Annotated in this window: 16 protein-coding genes and 2 pseudogenes; 7 read left to right on the top strand and 11 right to left on the bottom strand. The window is 64.5% G+C overall.

The window, feature by feature from the left end; all coding sequences use genetic code 11:
• From TY51_RS11030 to TY51_RS11055, 6 genes and pseudogenes are all read right to left on the bottom strand, one after another.
• A pseudogene (locus TY51_RS11030) lies at nt 1-226 on the bottom strand (hypothetical protein); the annotation flags it as partial.
• Nucleotides 202-1,392, bottom strand: coding sequence for an ABC transporter substrate-binding protein (locus tag TY51_RS11035; RefSeq protein WP_042249631.1), 1,191 nt, complete (start codon nt 1,390-1,392; stop codon nt 202-204). The gene TY51_RS11035 and the pseudogene TY51_RS11030, both read right to left, overlap by 25 nt.
• A 23-nt stretch (nt 1,393-1,415) precedes the next feature.
• Nucleotides 1,416-2,021: a CDP-alcohol phosphatidyltransferase family protein gene (locus TY51_RS11040; RefSeq protein WP_042249608.1), complete on the bottom strand. Its 606-nt coding sequence runs from the start codon at nt 2,019-2,021 to the stop codon at nt 1,416-1,418.
• The gene (locus TY51_RS11045; RefSeq protein ID WP_042249611.1) at nt 2,018-4,171 is read right to left on the bottom strand and encodes an FAD-dependent oxidoreductase; all 2,154 of its coding nucleotides are present in this window, start codon (nt 4,169-4,171) and stop codon (nt 2,018-2,020) included. Before TY51_RS11045 ends, TY51_RS11040 begins: the two co-directional genes overlap by 4 nt.
• Nucleotides 4,172-4,245: 74 nt before the next feature.
• On the bottom strand, nt 4,246-4,902 hold the full coding sequence (locus TY51_RS20310; RefSeq protein ID WP_052650060.1) for a TetR/AcrR family transcriptional regulator: 657 nt from the start codon (nt 4,900-4,902) through the stop codon (nt 4,246-4,248).
• A 67-nt stretch (nt 4,903-4,969) separates the two neighbouring features.
• Nucleotides 4,970-5,659, bottom strand: a complete 690-nt coding sequence (locus TY51_RS11055) for a haloacid dehalogenase type II (protein WP_042249615.1) — start codon at nt 5,657-5,659, stop codon at nt 4,970-4,972.
• Between the two features lie 212 nt (nt 5,660-5,871).
• Between TY51_RS11055 and TY51_RS11060 the strand changes: the two genes are divergently transcribed.
• The gene (locus TY51_RS11060) at nt 5,872-6,285 is read left to right on the top strand and encodes a redoxin domain-containing protein (RefSeq protein ID WP_197054737.1); all 414 of its coding nucleotides are present in this window, start codon (nt 5,872-5,874) and stop codon (nt 6,283-6,285) included.
• A 28-nt stretch (nt 6,286-6,313) separates the two neighbouring features.
• Here TY51_RS11060 and TY51_RS24020 read toward each other — a convergent pair whose 3' ends face one another.
• The 3 genes from TY51_RS24020 to TY51_RS11070 form a co-directional block, all read right to left on the bottom strand.
• A complete protein-coding gene (locus TY51_RS24020) occupies nt 6,314-6,736 on the bottom strand; it encodes a DUF3179 domain-containing (seleno)protein (protein WP_255351406.1) in 423 nt (140 codons plus the stop codon).
• Nucleotides 6,736-6,990, bottom strand: a complete 255-nt coding sequence (locus TY51_RS24025; protein ID WP_307536286.1) for a DUF3179 domain-containing (seleno)protein — start codon at nt 6,988-6,990, stop codon at nt 6,736-6,738. Before TY51_RS24025 ends, TY51_RS24020 begins: the two co-directional genes overlap by 1 nt.
• 446 nt (nt 6,991-7,436) lie before the next feature.
• Nucleotides 7,437-8,222 (bottom strand): L,D-transpeptidase, encoded by a 786-nt coding sequence (locus tag TY51_RS11070; RefSeq protein ID WP_081994910.1) that lies wholly within the window; start codon nt 8,220-8,222, stop codon nt 7,437-7,439.
• Between the two features lie 181 nt (nt 8,223-8,403).
• On the opposite strand from TY51_RS11070, the gene TY51_RS11075 reads away from it, so the two are divergent.
• The 3 genes from TY51_RS11075 (at nt 8,404) to TY51_RS11085 (ending at nt 10,933) form a co-directional block, all read left to right on the top strand.
• Complete coding sequence (locus TY51_RS11075; protein ID WP_042249618.1) at nt 8,404-9,078, top strand: response regulator; 675 nt, start codon at nt 8,404-8,406, stop codon at nt 9,076-9,078.
• The gene (locus tag TY51_RS11080; protein ID WP_052650062.1) at nt 9,078-10,409 is read left to right on the top strand and encodes an ATP-binding protein; all 1,332 of its coding nucleotides are present in this window, start codon (nt 9,078-9,080) and stop codon (nt 10,407-10,409) included. Before TY51_RS11075 ends, TY51_RS11080 begins: the two co-directional genes overlap by 1 nt.
• 83 nt (nt 10,410-10,492) lie before the next feature.
• The gene (locus TY51_RS11085) at nt 10,493-10,933 is read left to right on the top strand and encodes a hypothetical protein (RefSeq protein ID WP_042249624.1); all 441 of its coding nucleotides are present in this window, start codon (nt 10,493-10,495) and stop codon (nt 10,931-10,933) included.
• A gap of 1,246 nt (nt 10,934-12,179) precedes the next feature.
• On the opposite strand, the pseudogene TY51_RS21055 reads toward TY51_RS11085, so the two are convergent.
• Nucleotides 12,180-12,889, bottom strand: a pseudogene (locus tag TY51_RS21055) (IS5 family transposase); the annotation flags it as partial.
• A 542-nt stretch (nt 12,890-13,431) separates the two neighbouring features.
• Here TY51_RS21055 and TY51_RS11100 point away from each other — a divergent pair.
• Together TY51_RS11100 and TY51_RS11105 are read left to right on the top strand one after the other, a co-directional pair.
• A complete protein-coding gene (locus tag TY51_RS11100; protein WP_042249628.1) occupies nt 13,432-14,763 on the top strand; it encodes a hypothetical protein in 1,332 nt (443 codons plus the stop codon).
• A 25-nt stretch (nt 14,764-14,788) separates the two neighbouring features.
• Nucleotides 14,789-15,268, top strand: coding sequence for a hypothetical protein (locus TY51_RS11105; protein ID WP_042249629.1), 480 nt, complete (start codon nt 14,789-14,791; stop codon nt 15,266-15,268).
• Nucleotides 15,269-15,271: 3 nt separating this feature from the next.
• Here TY51_RS11105 and TY51_RS11110 read toward each other — a convergent pair whose 3' ends face one another.
• The gene (locus TY51_RS11110; protein WP_052650065.1) at nt 15,272-16,057 is read right to left on the bottom strand and encodes a PHB depolymerase family esterase; all 786 of its coding nucleotides are present in this window, start codon (nt 16,055-16,057) and stop codon (nt 15,272-15,274) included.
• 23 nt (nt 16,058-16,080) lie between these two features.
• Here TY51_RS11110 and TY51_RS11115 point away from each other — a divergent pair.
• On the top strand, nt 16,081-17,115 hold a 1,035-nt coding region (locus TY51_RS11115), incomplete at its 3' end, for a thiamine pyrophosphate-binding protein (RefSeq protein ID WP_197054738.1).

Raw genomic sequence — 17,115 nt, forward strand, 5'->3', positions numbered from 1 at the left:
GCCCGGTCCACAGCGACAGCGCTGCCGCGCGCGCCAGGCCGGGCTGTCCCAGCAGGTCGCGCCAAGCGTCCAGGTTCGGCCCCCGCGCGCCCACCATCGGCATATGTCCGAACCCCGCCATGACGCTCTGCGCCAGCCCCAGAAGGACCGGCATCACCACGACCAGCCCGATGGCCAGGCCGGTGATCCCCCTCAGCGTGATCACCGGGTGTAGCGCGCCTGCCATTCGGCGGTCAGCCGCGTCATCCAGTCGGGATGCGGCTCGGGCAGGACCGGCCCCAGATTGGCCAGGGACGGCAGCGCGGGCGCTGTGGGCAGGGCCGCGAAGGCCGCCTGCCCGTCCGCGTCCAGTCGCGCGGGATCAAGAACCGAGAACGATCCCAGCACGTCGATGTTCTGCATGCGCGCCTGTGTCGCGGGGTCCAGCAGGGCATTCGCCACGACCCTGGCCCCGGCTTGGTGCGCCGCATTGACGGGGATCGCCACGAAGCTGACATTGCCGATGCTGCCTGCCGCGGGGACATGGACGCGCACCGTGTCGGGCAGCAGGCCGTCCGCGATCGCCGCCGCCGCCGAGGCCGGATCGAAGGACATGGTCACGTCGATCTCTCCGTCATTGAGCAACTGCTGCTGGATGCTTTCGTTTTCGGGGAACGACATCCCGTCGCGCCACAGATGCGGGCGCAGCGCGTCATACCAGTCCCACAGCGGGGCGGTGGCCGCGGCAAAGCCGTCATCGGTCGGCGGGGCCGACAGGTCGGTGCCGCCCGGCGCCAGTTCGATCAGCGCCTGTTTCAGGAACGTCGCGCCCATGAAGTTCGACGGATCGGGATGGGTGATGCGCCCCGGATGCGCCGCCGCCCAATCGACCCATCCACCCATGACGGTCGGTGGCGCGTCGATGCGGGCGCCGTCATAGGTGAAGACGAATTTCGCTAGCCGCCATGGGCTTTCCAACCCCTCGACCGGAACGGTGAAGTCGACCGAATTGGCAGAGCCCTCGGAGAGGTCCAGCCATTGCGCATTGGGCAGATCGGCAACGAACGGTCCATAAAGCAGACCCTGATCCTTCATCGCCAGAAAGTTCGGCCCATTCAGCCAGATCAGATCCACCGATCCGTTCTCGTCGCGCCCTGCGGCCCGTTCGGCCAGCACGCGCGCGACTGCATCGGCGGTATCTGCAAGACGCACATGCTGAAGGGTCACGCCATGACGATCCAGAACCTCGTCTCCCACCGAGGCGATGAAGTCATTGGTGCGCTGGTCCCCGCCCCAAGCATGGAAATAGACGGTCTGGCCCCGGGCCTCGTCCAGGACGTCCTGCCAAGTCTGGGACAGTGCGGGGGTAACGCTCAGCAACAGGGCGGCGGCGGCGGTCAGAATAGGGTTCATCAACGTCTCCGGTTGACAGGGGATCAGCGAAAGGTGGTCCATCCCTGGTGCCAGCGAAGGACGGTCGTCATGCCGCAAGCGGCAGCAAATATCCAGGCCAGCATGGCAAAGGAGGCGGGAAAGAGACACATGGCAAGGAAGACCGCGATCGTCTCGAACCCCTCGGTCAATCCGCCAAGATAGTAGATGCCTTTCGTGCGAAATTTCGCCGCCTGATCACCACGCTTTGCGGCAATTGCAGCAAAGGCCAAGAACGATGATCCGGTGCCGACGAAGGCCGCGATCAGGACGGCGGCCGGCAGGGCATTGGCTGCCGGGTCGTGGAGTGCAAAGCCCAAGGGCACCAGCGCGTAGAAGACGAAGTCCAGCGCGATGTCCAGAAAGGCGCCGCGGTCGGTCGGCCCGTGGATGCGTGCCACCGCCCCGTCCAATCCGTCCATGATCCGGTTGGCAGCGATCAGGACAAACGCCGCCATCCACCAGCCAAACGCAAGGGCGGGGATGGCCAGAAGGCCGACCGCAAACCCTGCGATGCTGATTGAATCGGCCGTAATGCCGCGCGCCGCCAGCAACGCCGCCGGCGGCTGCAGCACGGCACGCTGCAGCGGTTGCAGACGCGCGTCGATCATCCACGCCTCCAATCGTGAAAGCGCTTGACGATCGCCAGCAGCCGAGCGTTCACATGCGCCCGACGCCAGTTTCCGGCAACAGCCTTGTTCGCCTCGGCCCAGGTGGGATAGATGTGGATGGTGCCCAGCATCTTGTTCAGTCCCAGCCCGTGCTTCATGGCCAGGACAAACTCTGCGATCAGATCGCCTGCATGGTCGCCCACGATGGTGACGCCCAGGATGCGGTCCTTGCCCGGGGCGGTCAGAACCTTGACGAAACCATGCGCTGCGCCGTCGGTGATCGCACGGTCAAGCTCCGCCAGGTCATAACGCGTGACCTCCACCGCGATGCCCTTGTCGCGGGCCTCGGCCTCGGACAGCCCGACGCGGGCCACTTCGGGGGCCGTGAAGGTTGCCCAAGGGATCACGCTGTAATCAGCCTTGAACTTGCGAAATGTGCCGAACAGCGCGTTGACCGACGCGAACCATGCCTGATGCGATGCGGTATGGGTGAACTGGAACGGTCCCGCGACATCCCCCGCCGCCAGGATGTTTGGAAAGCGCGTCTCCAGATAGTCGTTCACGTCGATCGTGCGGTCGCTGGCGATGCCCAGTTCCTCCAGGCCGAAGCCTTCCAGACGCGCGCTGCGGCCGACTGCGACGATGATCTGGTCAAACGAAATGCGCCGGGTGTCGCCTGCGCTTTCAACCTCGATCCACTTCTGGCCATCATCGCTCAGGCCGCAGGCGACGGCCTTGTGGCCCGTCAGGACCGAAACGCCATCCGCCTCGATCGACGCGGTTACCAGCGCGGAGGCGTCCAGGTCTTCCCGCATCATCAACCGTGGCGCCATCTCGATCTGCGTCACTTCAGAGCCGAGCCGGGCAAAGGCCTGCGCCAGTTCGCAGCCGATCGGTCCACCGCCCAGCACCACAAGGCGAGGCGGGGCCTGATCATGACCCTGCAGCCTTGTCCAAAGATTGTCCGAGGTCAGCGGATCGACCAGACCCAGCCCCGGCAGCGGCGGCATGAAGGGCCGCGCCCCGGTTGCGATGATCACCGCACGGGTCGTCAGACGCTGCCGCGCACCGGCCGTATCGGTGATCTCGACCGTCCAGGGGTCGATCAGGCGCGCATGCCCCTTCAGAACCTCGACCCCCAGCCCGGTATAGCGTTCGACGCTGTCATGCGGGGCGATGTCGGCGATGACGCAATGGATGCGGTCCATGACCGACCGGAACGGAATGTCGGGGGTCGTGTCAGTCAGCCCGTATCGCGCGGCATGGCGCATCTGATGCGCCAGGGTGGCGCTGCGGATCAGCGCCTTGGACGGCACGCAGCCATAGTTCAGGCAGTCGCCGCCCATCTCTCCCGCCTCGACCAGCGTCACGCGCGCCTTGGTGGCGGCCGCGATATAGGCCGACACCAACCCCGCAGAGCCCGCCCCGATCACCACCAGGTTGCGGTCGAACCGCTTGGGCCGGGTCCAGCCGGCATAGACGCGGCGTCGTTTCCACAGGCCGAGAACGGCGCGCGCGACCCAGGGAAAGACCGCCAGCAGGGCGAATGAGGCCAGCAGCGGCGGCGAGACGATGCCTGAAAGGCTGTCCAAGCCCGCCAACTGGGTTCCCGCATTCACATAGACCGCAGTGCCCGCCAGCATGCCCAGCTGGCTGACCCAATAGAAGGTCCAAGCCCGGATCGGGGTCAATCCCATCAGCAGGTTCACGGCAAAAAACGGCACGACCGGGATCAGCCGCAGCGAGAAGAGATAAAAGGCCCCGTCGCGCGCCAGTCCGGCCTCGATCCCCTTAGCCCGCGCGCCCAACCGTGCCCGCACCCAATCCCGCAACAGATAGCGCGAGGCCAGAAAGGCCAGTGTCGCGCCGATGGCCGAAGCGAATGACACGATCAGAAGGCCGGTCCAGAACCCGAACAGCGCGCCACCCGCCAGCGTCAGCCAGACAGCGATGGGCAGCGACAGCGCCGCCACAGCGACATAGGCAGCCAGGAACAGGCCTGCCACGAGGAAGGGACGGCTCTCTTGGAATGCGCTGATTGCGGCCAATCGATCACGCAGGGTCTGCAGGTCGATCTCCTGACCGGCCAGCAGCCACAGCGCCGCTGCGACAAGCCCTGCGAGGGCGATCAACAAGACGGGCTTCTTCACACTGTTTCCTTCATCACCTTTCGGAACGGCCCTTAGGCCTCGTCACGTAAAGGGTCGGCTGCCGATCAAATGTGTTACAGAAGTTTGGCACTGGCCGGATCACGACCGCGTGTCCGGTCCTGCAAGGCCATCAGAGCCGTCACCGCAGCGGCACCAACGGGAGACAAGACGTCCCTGCCCTGCCCCGAGCGTGCTCGCAAGACAACGCCGCGCGCCATGGCCGCCGCCAGCGACGCTGCAACAGTGGCCGGGCAGCTGCCGTGTTCAGGCCAGCCATCCACCTCGAGCCGTGTGGCGATACATGCTTCCAAGGCGTCAAACCGCCGGTCGCGCTCTTCCTGAAACCGGCTTGTCGTGACCGCCGCATCAGCCAGAACCGACGATATCAGGCATCCCGGGGTGGCGCTGTCGCTGCTGGCAAGATGCACGACCTGGCCAAAGAATGCAGACAGATCCTCCGCAAGCGATCCGTTCGGCCCCAGAGCGTCAATCACGGGGCGCAGGCGCGTGTCCGCGTAATGGGATATGCTGGCAAGAAAAAGCCCCTCCTTGTCGCCGAACAGGTGATAGAGGCTGGTGCGCGGCATATTCATCTGGCGACACAGCAGATCGACGGGTGCCTGTTCGTATCCGCGTGCCCAGAACACCCGCATCGCAGCCTCCAACGCCGTCGCGTCGTCAAAGCCGCGCGGACGTCCGCGCGGGCGGGAGGCGGGAGTGATCGGCGTCATTCGGTTCCTCGCTTATCGAAACGTCCATTCCGGATATGGGAAAAAACCGGAAGAAAGGAAAGGCGGCTTAGGTCCTGCCCCACCGATCGGCAATGGCATGCGCCAGTGTCCGAAGATCAGCGGCCACAACATCCGGCTGCGGCACGTCCGGCAGAACAAGCGGCGCATTAACGCCATGCGTGACCAAGGCACCTTTTCCACCCATGGCCTGCATCCCGATCGTGTCCCAGACATGACAGGCCACCAGACATAAGTCGCGCGGCGACACTGCCAGCGCGTCGGCAACCATTTGATAGGTTTGCGGAGCGGGCTTGAATCGGTTTGTGGGCTGCACGCTGAAGCTTGCCTCGAAATACGCGGCCAGCCCTGCACGTTCCAGCGCCGAAGGACCCTTTGCCGGCGACGAGTTGGTCAGCGTCACCATGCGGAACCCCTGCTGCCGCAGATGGTCCAGCGCCTCGGCCGCATCCGGATGCGCGGGCATCGTCCCGATCGCCTGACGCAATGCGTCGGCGTCCTCGTCCGAGATGGCGACCCCGCGGATCATGCCGGTCATGCGCAGGACAGCGACGGCCAAAGTGCCGAAATCACTGCGTAGACCCGTGATCGTCAAGGTCTGCGAATAAAGGATCAGCTGTGCGAACCAGTCACGCATGACCGCTGTATCTCCAAAGATCCTATCGAACACAGGGCATAGGTGATCCAGATTCAGCAGCGTTTCGTTGACGTCGAACACCAGTATCGGGCGGTGGGGCATGGCGATGATCCTTGACTGCGGTTATTTTGAAACTATCCGTTCCGAAATTCGTTCCCTGGGCATCCAACCCGGAAAAGCCGGGTTCTCCAATGAGAAAGTGCATCCATGACCCACACCACCCCGATGCCCGCCACCGCGGCTCCTGCGATCCATGCCCATAGCGCGAACGGCAGTGCCTTTGACCTTCCCTCCGCGCCGATGGTGGGCTGAGCGTGATCTTTTTCTATCGCGGGGTCCACTGCCCCATCTGCAAGACCCAGATCGAGGAGCTGGCAAGCCGCCAGGATGAACTGCGCGACGCTGGCCTGGCCGTTGCAGCGGTGTCCATGGACGACAGCGAGCAGTTCGCCCGGCAGGTCCAGGAATGGGATCTGGGCGCGCTGACGATCGGACACGGCCTGACCGAGGCATCGGCGCGGGAATGGGGCCTGTACGTGTCGGACAAGGCCAAGGACGCGGAACCTGCCCGCTTTGCGGAACCGGGTATTGCCGTTCTGAAAGCCGATGGCAGCATCTATGCGCTGTATCTGCAGAACACACCGTTTGCACGCCCGCGTCTGGACGACCTGATCCACGGCTTGGGCTTCGTGATGAAAAACGACTATTCGGTGCGTGGCACCGCGTAAGCAGGTTGGGCTGCGGACCCGTTTTAGGTCAGCGGCCCAGCATCCATGTCCCGTCCGGGTGAAAGGCGTGAAACGCAAAGGCAAAGGGCATGTCATGCACCACATCCCGCCCGGCCGCGTCCTGCACGAGGACATTGCCGACCTCGCCCCCCGATGCGATCTCGCGGCTGTTCAGCGCCGACGCCTGCCCGGTCTGCCATGTCAGGACCACGCCGCCTTCGGCGATCCGGCCAGCGCGGGCCAGACGCGTCAGAGGCCACGCCCGGTCGCCCATCCGCACGACCCGCTCCAGCGGCGGGGTGCCGTGGGGCGGATCTTTGCCTGCAGAGAGAGACGGCCGGCCCGTGACATAACCCGCATAGGGATTGCTGCCATAGACCCGGCTCCGGTCCGGCTGAGCCATCACAAGGCCGTCGGGATGCGCGGCGCGGAACGCACTCCAGCTGATCATCAGCGCGGGCGGCTGTCACAACCGCTGTCCCTGTAGCCGCCCGACAATGCCAAGCCCAGGGCCTGCTGCCACCAGCTTTCCGTCGCGCGGTCATACATGATCATGTCCGAATGGCGCAGAAGGCCCAAGACCCCAAAGGACAGGGCCTGCCCGTTCACCCGCGGATCGAACACCATTCCCGTGTTGCAAAGGGGACAGAACGTGACCAGCACCGGCTGGCCCCCGATCACGTCATAGACGATTTCATGCCACACCAGATAGTGGAGCGGGTAGCTCGCGCCTGCTGACCGGGCAGGTGGACGGACATCACGGGTTCGGGGTCAGAAAGACGGCTTTCCGCAGCCACAGACATGAATTCGGGTCCTGTCAAAGCGGGAATGCCGTCCTTGGCCGGACCGCCCGACACGACCTGGGCCAAGTCGATGCCCCTGCGCGTGAAGTCCGTATGGGGCCAGGCCTGTCGCAACGCCGCATCTTGACCATGAGCGGGCATGACCAACGCGAACGCATCTTACCATCTGGACCTGTAAATCAGCCTGCCGGCCGGGCGTCCCTGTAAATACGGCGATGACATCGCACCCTCCTACCTTGCAGCACAGCGTGACCGATGCGCCGCGCGACATGTTGCAGGTCGCGCGGCTTCGTTACGGAGACCACGTGTTCGTCAAGTCATTTGCGGGCGACCGTCGCCGGCCTGTCCTCAGCCCGCCGCAGAGATGTCATCGACACCATAAGCTTCGGACGAGGAATCGAAAGGCGCTTCCGGGGCTGATGCCGTTCCGGGCGGAACGGTGCCCTGACCGGATTGCGCCTGCGTCAGCACGATGACCTTGGCCATGCTGTCGGTCCGTTCGGCAAGGTGAATGATGTCCTGGTTGAACAGCCTGATGCAGCCTGCCGACGACGCCGTGCCGATCGATTGCGGATCAGGTGTTCCATGTATGCGGTAATGGGTGTCACCACCCCGGTTGTGGATATAAAGCGCCCTTGCACCCATCGGATTTTCCAAACCACCTTCGACACCATCCGCTGACGGACCATAGTGTTCGGGATTGGCGGCCAGCATGTTGTCAGTCGGCGTCCAGCGCGGCCAGTCGCGCTGATAGGGGGTATGTGCCTCGCCAGCAAAGCCGAACCCCGCGGCGCCTACGCCGACGGAATAGCGCATGGCCTTGTCGCCCGCCTGAACATGATACAGCAGCTTGGCATAGGGATCGACGATGATGCTGCCCACCGGGTGCTCGGTCCAGTAATCGACGACCTGACGCGCCTTGTCTTCCGTCAACAAAGACGCGGGGATGGCAGGCACGGTGATATCGCCGTCCTGGGTGGATGCGTACATGGCCAGGGTCTGCTGACTGACAGCAGCCGCGACCGGTTGCTCGGCTGCTGCCAACTTTGGGGTATCCTGGACAGCAGGCTGGCAGGCAGCCAGCGTGACAAGGGCGACACCGGCAAAAAGGTGTCTGGTCAGGTTATGGATCATCGTCTTCTTTCGGATTGCGTTTGCGCCCTGACGTTGGCGGGCACCCCTTAGGCAAGAGGCGCCATGCCCATCTGGTTCCTAGGCAGAGCAGCCATGGATCCGCAGTTTTGTGCCGCCCCAACCTTAAGCCCGCCTTAAGTTGGGCGTAAAAGGATGCCGACCAAGGAAGGAATGCCCGTTCATGCGGCTGCTGATTGTAGAGGATGATCCCGTGCTGTCTGATGGGCTCAGTGTTGGTCTGGGGCTGTCGGGGTTCACGGTCGATGCCGTGGCGACGCTGGCCGACGCCCGCGCGGCGCTGCGCGAAGCCGAATTTGCCGGTGTCGTTCTTGATGTCATGTTGCCTGACGGTCTTGGAACGCAGCTGCTTGCCGAGATGCGTGCAGACGAAAACATGCTTCCCGTGTTGCTGCTGACGGCCCGGGACCGTGTCAGCGACAGGGTCAGCGGGCTGGACGCAGGTGCTGACGACTATCTGGGCAAGCCCTTTGATCTCGATGAGCTGGCCGCCCGGATAAGAGCCATGCTTCGCCGACATGAAGGCCGTGCCAGCCCGACGATTGTCTGGGGCGGGCTGATGGTCGACGCCACCACGCGACAGGTCCTGGTTGATGGACACCCGCGCCACCTGTCGCGCCGGGAGTTTGCCATCCTGCACGCCTTGATCGAACAACCCGGTCGAATTCTCTCTCGCGCTCAGCTGGAAGAACGGCTCTACGGCTGGCAGGACGACGTCGAATCCAACGCCGTCGAGGTTCACATCCACAATCTGCGCGCCAAACTGGGACGCGGAACAATCCAGACCGAGCGGGGGCTGGGCTATCGCATGAATGCGACCCCCCCGGAGGGCAATTGATGTCCCTGCGCGCTCGCCTCTCTCTCATCCTGATCCTGTCCACCGGGCTGATCTGGGTTTCGGCGATGGTCTGGATCAACGGCTCCACCCGTGCGCAGGTCCAGACTGTGCTGGACGCGCGACTTGAGGAATCAGCCAACATGCTGGGATCTCTCATCCGCGAAGGAGGGGTGACCTTTTCCGAACCCTTCGTGCCTCAGGACGTCAGCCCGGATGGCGACGGTCCTGACCGACAGCTCTATTGCCAGGTCTGGTCCCTGCGCGGAGAGCTGGTCGGCGCATCGGCAGGTGCCCCGGATGACAAGCTTGCTCAAGCGCCTGGTTTGGCCACCTCGATCATAGACGGGGAACAATGGCGGGTCTTTACCGCCGTTCATCCCGAACTTGGCCTGCGCATCATGGTCGGTGATCGCATCACGGTCCGCGATAGTCTTGTCAGCGACGTCATGCGTGGCTTTGTGTGGCCAGCGCTGGTCGTCATTCCCGCTCTCACCTTGCTGATCTGGATGGTTCTTGGTCGCGGCCTTTCCCCTCTGGCAAATCTGGAATCCGCGTTGCGCGCCCGGGGTCCCGACGATCTCAGCCCGCTGCCTGCGGCCCGGGACCCCCGCGAGATCCGTCCCATCCGGCGCGCACTTAATCAGATGTTCGACAAGCTCGACCATGTTCGCAGGACCGAGCGTGACTTCACGGCGTTCGCCGCGCATGAGTTGAAGACCCCGTTGGCAGGCATGCGCATGCAGGCACAGATCGCGCGACGCGCACCCGACGAGGCAAGCCGGAACCGCGCATTGGAGGCGATCGAGACCTCGGTCGATCGCAGTGACCGGATGGTGCGCCAGTTGCTTGATCTGACCGCCATCGACTACGAAGCCGCCGACCCCGATCCTCTTGCCCCGTCGGCTTTGCTGGACGAGGCGGCGGCAAACGCCGACCTGCAGGCACAAGCCGCCAAGGTCACCGTTCTTACCGTCACAGATTCCCTCCCCATGATGCATATTCCCAGAGTGCTGATCCAGTCGGCTCTCCGCAATCTGGTCGAGAATGCCATCCAGCATTCACCAGGTGGCGGAACCGTGACCATGTCCGCACGTCATGAGGGCGACTGGATCGTCTTCAGCGTCAGGGACGAAGGTCTTGGGATCGATCCCGCCCATCGCGATAGGGTGACAGAACGATTCTGGCGCGGGCCGGGCACGATGTCGCAAGGCAGCGGCCTGGGTCTGTCGATCGTGGCCGCGGCGGTTCAGCGCATGTCTGGGCGACTGACGTTCGGGTCGGCCCAAGGCGGGCAGGATGTTCAGATCCGCCTACCTCTGTCCCCGAACTGATCGCCCCACATCATACTCCCTGACGTGATGAACCATTCAGGGAGGCCAAGGTGATCTCTCACCAAAAACCTAAAGGAAAATGAATGCCTTCTCATCTAAGACTGTCACTTTTGCTGATCCGCGTTACTTTCGGCCTGTTCCTGCTGGCTTGGGCTGCGAACAAGATCGTCAATGCCGAAGGCACGATCAGCATTTTCGCCCGGTTCTATCGCTTTGAGGGTTTGGAAGACACGTCGGCTCTTGTGCTTGGCGGCCTTCAGGTCGTGCTGAGCTTGTGTATCATTGCGGGGCTGTTCAAGACGGTTACCTATGGCGCAGGCGTCTTGATCCACGGGATATCGACGCTCTCGACAGCCAGCCATATCGCGATGCCGCTTGCTGAAGGCTCCAATCTTCTGTTCATGGCCGGGCTGCCGGTCCTTGCCGCGGCCATCGGCCTCTTTCTGCTTCGCCGGGATGATACATTGATGTCTATCGATGCACTTACCGGATCCCGAGCTGGACGTAGCGCCTACCCTGTCTGATTCACGGTCCTTGCGCTGTCATGCTCGACCCGAGCATGACAGCCTGCCGTTTGGATCGACATCAACCGAACCGGGCTGTCCTCTTCGGCATTCTAGCCCGCGCAAGGGCAGCAGCGGATCGCTTGGCGGCGCGGCCGCCCTCGATTTCAGATCGGGACTGACCTTTGGACCCTGTGTCACGGCACCCTCGGAGGGAATGCTGATCTGTATCGCACAGACCGGCGATATCGCACTGTGGGCGTCGGCGCTGTTCGCGCTTATACTGGGATAGGGGTTGCCGCTGCTGGCATGCAGCTGCGCGGCCATCGGCGCACTAAACCGACTGTCGCCCGAGGCTGGACGTGGTACCCGGATGACGGCGGCCGGCGCGCTGCTGATCTTTGCAGGGCTGGTCGAGGGTATAGCCGCGGCCTTGGGCGGCGATGATCCTGCGTGCGCCTTGCCCCCCAGGCAAGCCAGCAGGCCCCGCAGATAACTGGACCTTTCAGACCACGACGACGCAGGCGGGGGCTGACGCAGCCGCTGCAGGCAGCGGTGCCATTCCGGATCCATGTCACCGCCGACTGGTGCGTGATCTGTCGAGCCATTGAGTGGGCCCGATGGCTGACCCACAGGTCGTGGCCGCGATGCAGGGCCTGGTCCGGGATCCAACGGAGATGTCAGACGTCACCGACGAGCCCATGCCATTACGGGCGATCCGGCGTCGGCGGCCTCCCCGACGCCAGTCTTCGTGGATGCCGTCGGACCGACCCTTAGGGCATTCGCCTGATCGACAAGATGACAGCGGAAAAACTGTTGGTCTCCGTCCGGCAGCTGGCGTCGTGAACGCGGTCGTGCTTGGGCCCTTCGTCTTCCAAGCCAGACTGCCGGCTACGGTCACAGCATTTATGGTCGGTGGACTAACCCATCGCGGTTATCCGATGTCGATACCGCCCTCGGATCCGCTGCCCAAGCGACAGAGCCGAGATCGTCCGCTAGGAAGAGGGGGCCGAACGTAACGTAACCGCCTCATGATGGAACGGTAATTATATTTCTGCCTCATGGGTCCGAGGCCTGACAACGTGCTTGGCACCCGCGCCAAGTATCTGTCCTAGCCCGCCTATCTCATCTACGGGGGCGCATTACATTCCCATGATCGGCCACCTGTCGACGGACGGATGCGGAGAATTCTAATCATGCAGAAATTGAGGGTGTTAAGTACCTGGCAGACCCGACCCAACGCAGCATCATCTAGGGTCAAGCTTCGTAACCAATAGATGACGGTTGTTGCGAGGGTGATGGCCGAGAGGAAGACCTTTGGACATCTGTTGTATCGCGTTGCCACTCGCCTCCAATCCTTGAGCCTGCCGAACATGATCTCGATGCGGCTTCGCCGCTTGTCGTACTTGATCGGCGTCTTGCGTCGCTTCCGACCGGGGATGCATGTGCGTATCCCTTTGTCCTGCTAGGCTCCTCTCAACCAGTCAGCATCATAACCGCGATCGCCAAGCAGCCATTTGACGTTCGGCAAGCTGCCGAGCAGCGCCCGTGCGCCGATATAATCGCTCACCTGTCCGGCGGTGATGAACAGGTCGAGCGGTCGGCCCTAGCTATCGCAAATGGCATGCACCTTGGTGTTCATGCCGCCTTTGGTCAGACCGTTCAGGCGACCACGCCCCCCCTTTTGACGGCCAAACTGGTCGCTGTGCGATGTGCCTTCAGGTATGTGGCGTCAATCATCACGGTCTGCTCTTCACCATGTTCGGCCGCAAGGCCGGCCATCATCCGAGCGAAAATGCCCTTTCCGCTCCAACGCCTCCAACGGCTGTAAAGCGTCTAGTGGGGTCCATAGGCGGTGGGTGCATCACGCCAGCGCAAGCCATTGCGGGTTATGAAGATAATCCCACTGAAAACACGCCTGTCATCAACGCCTGGCTTGCCGTGTGACTTTGGGAAAAAGGGGGTAATGCGTGCCATCTGCGCGTCAGTCAGCCAGAAAAAGGTCGCTCATGTCACCGCTCCGTTTCCCGGCTGTGAATCACGCAGCGCAACGGAAATCAATGCATCCTGATCCCAGGATGGGAAACCATCGCCCCCCCGCTCATTGTGCCCGTGCAAGCCTGCGGCGGTCATCAAACGATCTCACTCAAACGGATCGCTTCATCACGAATACGTTATAATCAAGCATGTAACGATAGGCTGTGCCGCACGATCTGTTCAATATGAACCACGCGCCCCGAAAGGTCATCAAGTGCAATCAAGACATGCAAATGACGAACTTGATGGCCCAATGCCCGACCCGCAAATGCGCCTGGTAGCGGGAAGTGCCGTCGACCGTACCAATCTTCAAGGTCTGCAAAACACGCCTGATCGGGCCACGCAAGTCTCGCGGGGCCGAGCAACCTCGGCGCGCCGAAAGCGGCAAGGACACATGAGTGTTTCGCGTGACCTGACAGTGTCCCGACCCGTCCTGCCCGACGGAGCGCCTCGATGGCGATCCACCGGATTGGTGTTTTAGCATGATCCGCGCGGATGACCGCAGTCTGGACCCGGGGCTGAGCGTCAGTTCTGAATCGGAACCGGCCGAGACGGCCTTCGGGCACGCCACATACGCCATTCTGGCGCACCAGCCTGCCGCCGGGCCGGCGCTTACCGCGACGCTGGCAGCGGATGGCGACCATGTGGCGGCGCACGCCATTCTTGGGTTTGCTCGGCTGATGCTGGCGCGCGAGGAATTGCAGGCCCCGGCGGCCGCCGGGCTGAACGATGCGAAGGCCGCGCTGACCCGGTGCCAAGGCGGTACGCCCGACGAACGCGCGCTGGTTGACGCGCTGGTGCTGGCCGTAGGCGGGCATTTCAGGGCCGCCGCTGATGCGCTGGACGCGGCCTTTGTATCGCGCCCGGGTGCTGTCCTCCCACTGAAGTTGTCGCACGGGCTGCGATTCATGGCGGGTGACAGGGCTGGGCTTCTGGTGCGCAGCCGAGCTGCGCTTTGCGATCTGCCCGCGCAGTCTCTGGCGCGTGGGTTCGCCTTCGGCTGTCACGCCTTTTCGCTGGAAGAGCATGGCCAGTACGAGGAGGCCGAGGCAGCCGGCCTGCGCGCCGTCATGCTGGCCCCGGAGGACAGCTGGGGGCGCCACGCCGTCAGCCACATCCACGAGATGCGCGGCCATACGAAGGCGGGCATCGCATGGTTGGAGGACAGCCGTCCGCACTGGTCGGGCTGCAACAATTTCAGCTTTCACATGGCGTGGCATCTGGGCCTGATGCATCTGGAACAAGGCGCGCATGACCAGGTGCTGAGCCTTTACGACACCGACATCCGGCCCGAACAGACCGACGATTTCCGCGACATGGCCAATGCCGTATCGCTGTTGTGGCGACTGGACCGGATGGGGGTCGATGTGGGTCCGCGCTGGCACGATCTGGCCGCCATCGCGCGACGCCGCCAGCAGGACGTGACGCTGGTTTTCGCCGCGCTGCACACGCTGTGCGCGCTGGTGGCGTTGCGCGATGATGCGGGGGTGGATGCGGCACTGGCCGCGATGGCCGCGCGCGCCGCAGGCCATGACGAACAGGCCCGCGTGGCCCGCCGCATCGGCCTGCCGCTGGCGCGGCTGATGGCGGGCCGGGCATCAGTCGCGGAACGGCAAGGGCTGGACCGCCTGCTGGTTGATCTGCCCGACTTGGGGGGCAGCAACGCACAGCGCGACCTGTTCCTGCTGGGCCTGACCCAGGTGGCGGGACAGGTCGGCGACACCGTCGCTGTGGCCCGCCTGCGCGCAGCCCGCGCCGCGCTTAAGGCCGACGACCGCCTGATCGCCCGCATCGCGGGCAGCATTGCCCATTGACCCAATGCCGCAAAGGAGCCCTGCCATGACCAGCATCACCTCGCGACAGCGTGCCATGCCCATGCTGACCCGGCGCCTGATCGTGACCGCACTGCTGTCCGGTCTGGCCGCGGACCTGACATGGGAATTCTGGGCCCGGGTCATCACGCCCCTGTGGGTCGGTGGCCCGCTGCAACCGGCCGCCCTGATCCAAAGCGTGTTCGGGTTTCGCAACAATGGCCTGGCTGAGGTGATCCACGCCGTCGTGGGTATCGTGTTCTATCCCCTTGGCTATCTGTTCATCGCGCGGCCCTTGCAAAGATTGGTCGTCCCGGGCCTGCCGGTCTTGCTGACCGGGGTGGGTTTCGGCATCGGGCTGTGGGTGTTCGCGCTGTATGTGATGGCTCATCTGTTTGCGGGGTTGCCGGCGTTCCTGGGCTTCATCACGCTGACCTGGGCGTCGCTGGTGGGGCATGTGCTGTTTGGGGTGATCGTGGCGCTGGTCGTGCGTGCGCGCGGTGACTGACCCCTATCGCCCAAGGGCCGCCAGCCCGGCGGACAGAAACGCGGGGTCAGCGCTGTGCCCGCCCGGGTGCAGGCACAGCGTCAGCGCCCCGCGGCTGCATCCCGCCCGCGCCTGGCAGTGCAGCCCATCCGCGATCGGATCGGTTGCTGCCGGTTCCTGGCATCCCGCCGCATCGGCCAGCAGGGCCAGACCATGATGGGTGTCACCCTGACGATGGTTCCGCCCGATGGCCCGCCCGGTCAGCGGAAAGGTCCCATCAGACGTGCCGTGGACATGGATCAGCGGCGGCACAGCCACGGTGCAGCTTTCCGGGATCGGTTCCCAGAAGGTGCCCGACATCATAACCGCTCCCGCCGCGCGCCCTCCCATCGCACAGACGGCGTAATAGGCCATCGACGCCCCTTGGGAATATCCCGCGAGAATGACCGCATCCGCGCCGAACCCGAACCGCGCCTGCAGATCGTCCAGCACCAGCCCCGCGAATGCCACGTCGTCGCGCGCCGTGCTGGGCGCGCCCGGATGCGACCAGGTGTTGTCCAGCCCGTCGACGGCGGCAAAGGCCAGACCCCGGTCCGTCGCCGCCCCCACCATCGCGCGATTGTCCATCGTCGCAGCGGCCGATCCCATATAGCCATGAAACCAGACCACCACACTCGTGGCCCCGTCCGGCACCTCGATCCGGTACTGGCCCTGCTTGCCCACCGGACAGGGACGGTCCCCACCGCAGGGTCCGGCCCCCGCCGACCCCGCAATCGTCAGTCCCAACAGGGCGATGGCGGCAGCGTTCATACCCAGCCCTTCAGGAGAGGTGCATGACGCGTCATACCAGCCCCGCCCCCCAGATGCCGGTCACGATTGCGCCACAGGCCGACCGCGTGGCCGACATCGTCGCCCGCAGCCTTGCCCTGCACGGCATCCGCCACGCCTTTGGCATGCCGGGCGGCGAGGTCGTGACCCTGATCGATGGGCTGGCGCTGGCCGGGATCGACATGCACCTGGCGCGGCATGAAACGGCGGCGGCACTGATGGCGGCGGGCTGTTCGGTAATGACCGGCGTGCCAGGCCTGCTGGTCACGACCGTCGGGCCGGGGCTGACGAATGCCGTCAACGGCATCGCGGACGCGGCGCAGGAACATGTGCCGCTGGTCGTCATTTCGGGCGTGGTCGATCGGGGGATGCGCGCACGCTATACCCATCAGGTCATCGACCACTCCGCGATCCTGCGCCCGCTGGTCAAGGCCAGCTTCGAGGTCGAGGCAGGGTCCGCCGGGGCCACCGTCGCGCGCGCGCTGGCGCTGGCTATGCGGCATCCGCAGGGGCCGGTGCATCTTGATCTGGCGCCTGCCCTGGCCGCAGGGGCCGCGACCGACGCTCCATGGGGTCCGGTGCCCGAGGCACAAGCGACCCTGCGTGCCGACGACCCGGCGCTGGCCCCGCTGCTCGCGCGGCTGGCGGGGGCCGCGCGCCCGGTGATCCTTGCCGGATGGCAGGCGGCGCAGGCCGGGGCCGACCTTTCGGCTTTGGCCGATGCGCTGCAGGCGCCGGTCCTGACCACCTACAAGGCAAAGGGCGCCTTGGACGAGACGCACCCGCTGGCCCTTGGCGGCGCGGGCCTGTCGCCCAAGGCCGACCGCATCCTTCTGGACCTGCTGGCGCAAGCCGATCTGGTGCTGGCCTTGGGCTATGACCCGATCGAGATGCGCCCCGGCTGGATGGACCCAGTCCCCGCCGACTGTATGATCGAGATCACCGCCGCCCCCGCCGACCATGCCATGCACCGCGCGGGTCAGCGCCTGCTGGCCTGTCCCGCCCAGGCCGCTGCCGCGCTGGCCGCCGCCCTGCCGGGG

Origin of the sequence: Paracoccus sp. PAMC 22219 (assembly GCF_000787695.1) — a bacterium.
GTDB lineage: Bacteria > Pseudomonadota > Alphaproteobacteria > Rhodobacterales > Rhodobacteraceae > Paracoccus.